This is a genomic window from Xenorhabdus yunnanensis, from assembly GCF_028598805.1.
Lineage (GTDB): Bacteria > Pseudomonadota > Gammaproteobacteria > Enterobacterales > Enterobacteriaceae > Xenorhabdus > Xenorhabdus yunnanensis.
This window is the reverse complement of the sequence record NZ_JAQRFI010000126.1, coordinates 1-2,633: the sequence shown is the minus strand read 5'-3', so window position 1 is coordinate 2,633 and position 2,633 is coordinate 1. Positions and strand designations below refer to the sequence as shown.

Genomic DNA, 2,633 nt, shown 5'->3' with positions numbered 1-2,633 from the left:
AATGGCTTTATTGTTATCAGCGCCTTCACCCTGACCATCAATATCAACGGCTTTGATTTCAATCCACTCTCGCGTCATATCATTAGCGACGGTTTCAATGCACGCCCGAATCAAACCGTTCTGGGTTAATGATGACAAGGCGGCATAGCCCATAAATGACGGCCCCAACGCATAACCCTGTCCATGCTCCCACGCGTGTTGAATCAGAGTGTACGCGCCCGCAGAACTTAAGGCGCTATCCATTGCCATGACAGCCTCTTTCGGTGCGCCCAGCGTTTTCACTGGCCCATAGAGACTTTTAACTTCATCATACGTAGGTATGTATTGTTCTGATTCCAGTCGATCCCAAATAGATTGAGACAAAGTGAATCCCCGCCGCAGCTTTTGAGCCTGACGTTTTTTTCTTGCCATAATGATGTTTACCGACGAATACGCGAATGATGCATCGCTTGGTTAATAATGTCCGGGTTCATACTGATACCCCGTTTCTTTTGGTACAAATCACGCAGTGCCTGTGTCATGGCATCCACCACGTCATCATGTGCGCCAACGGGGAAGGTGGTGATTTCATCCACGGTGTCCTTAATCCACGGTGCAATATCAGGATGGGGTAGCCAAATATTGCCTGCTTCCCATTCAGCCGTCACCGCGTGAGCACGAGCAACTTTACTGCCGTCCGGTTCGACGGGGATCAGGCCGGATACGGTGCTTTTGAGTGAATCAATTACCGCGGGGCCATTCGCTTTATCTTCCACCAGCTTACGGCGGCCATCGGGGAATTTATCAGCCAGCACCTTCACGGCCTTCAAGGTTTCGGTAAAACTCATGCGCTTGCGCACTTGATGCAGTAGATAGGAGTTAGCCCCTTTCTTGCCCCAGACCTGACCGACAACATAATCCGTGCCCTCACTGTCCTTGAAGGTCATATCCCAGCTATGGATAACCCGATCGAACTTCTCAGGTAAGTCTTTCGGCAGATAGTAGTTGACCCAGTCGTCTTTGAAAATGCTGCCACCCGATGGCTTCGGTGACTGTTGGTACATGGCTGACCAGAAGTAATCACCCAATATCGACTTAGTCTCTAACAACTTATCAATGGGGTGTAATTCAGGCACCAGCGCTTCGCCTTGTTCATTGATGGCAGGGAATGCCAGCACCTTCGCTTTTGAACTGATTTCAATGACCTTGCCGGATAGATCATCCGTCGCCCAACGGGTGGCCATGATAATCTCACCGCTGTTTTTCGACAGGCGCGTCTTGAACGTGGAAACGTACCAGTTCCAAATGGCATTTTTGGTGGTCGGGCTTAATGCTTCTTGGGCGTTTTTAATCGGGTCATCAATAATGCCCAAATCGACCTTCTTACCCGTTAATGGCCCACCAACACCCGCCGCGATATAAGAGCCTTTGTTACCCACAATCTCAAATGCTTCACTGTTCCTCTTTGCCATCGTTTCAACGGTGACAACCCGTTTAGGGTTCAGTGATGACGCTGGAAATAGGTTTTGGTATTCCTCACTCATCATGATGCGCTGCACATCACGGTTCATATCAGAAGCCAAATCTTTACCGTAGGACAGCCCCGCCACCCGTTTATCGGGATGCTTACCAAAGAAGTACGCAGGCAGATAGCGAGAAACAATATCTGACTTACCGTGCTGAGGCGGTGCACCCAATATCAATATCGGTCGCTTACCCGCCATCATATCAATCAAAAATTCATCCAGCGCCGCGCAAACCTGACGCGAGAAATCGCTGGTGATATAGTCGGGGTTTATATACTGAATGAATTCATGCAGACTGCGCCGGGCAATCTCTTGCTCGATAGCCTCATCCAGCATTGCATTATCGATATCCATGTCAGTACCCAAAGTGAGAAAAATACGCCGTTCGCACCAAAATCACAGCGAAGTGACCTTCTGGATTTTGTTAACAAATCAGTCACAAATAAACGCCCTGAAATCAGGCAAAGAAGTGAAACTTTTAGCCGATTGGGGTGACATTTTGATTGAGTTGAAAATCGCATGTTCGTGTTAGGTCTATTATGTTAAATAGGACTACTTTTCCCTATTTTTTCTCAGTTCCTGCAATTGCTCAAAACTCAGGTGACTGAGGTCGATATTGTTCGGGGTCATAGAGCCGTCAGTGGATTTATGATCAATTTCCTGCTTCACCAGTTCACCGTACTTCTTCGGTGCAACTTTCGTAATGAACCACTTGCGCGTATCGACCCTCAATTTTGCCTTAGCGACCTCCGCAGGATCGGCAATACAATCATCGGCAATTTCCAGCGTTTCCTCGATTAGCGTCTCAGCCTGAACCTCGCGCGCGTGCGCGTATTGGTCGCAAAAATCTTTATGCTCATGCAGCCAACGGAATACAGTAGACTTATTCGGCATTCCCGGACGCTTACAGATGCTTCTTAAACTTTCACCTTCGGCAAGCAATGCACATATATCATCAGCCACCTCCGGTAAATAATCAGAGGGGCGACCGAGTTTGTTTTGTCGTCCCATGTTCCATTTCCCCATAAATTAGAATAAATAACTGGTTCGGTTTATATAACCCCGTACTTTTTTAGTCGGGACTCTATAAAGTTCTGCATAAGTCACGCGTCACCGCCCTAAATATGG

2 protein-coding genes and 1 pseudogene are annotated in these 2,633 nt (G+C 47.9%); all 3 read right to left on the bottom strand.

What is annotated here, in order from left to right:
- Positions 1–411: pseudogene (locus tag PSI23_RS20940) on the bottom strand (hypothetical protein); the annotation flags it as partial.
- An 8-nt stretch (positions 412–419) separates the two neighbouring features.
- Complete coding sequence (gene terL / locus PSI23_RS20935; protein ID WP_273556885.1) at positions 420–1,859, bottom strand: phage terminase large subunit; 1,440 nt, start codon at positions 1,857–1,859, stop codon at positions 420–422.
- A gap of 198 nt (positions 1,860–2,057) precedes the next feature.
- Complete coding sequence (locus PSI23_RS20930) at positions 2,058–2,516, bottom strand: terminase small subunit-like protein (protein WP_273556884.1); 459 nt, start codon at positions 2,514–2,516, stop codon at positions 2,058–2,060.
- Between the last annotated feature and the right edge of the window lie 117 nt (positions 2,517–2,633).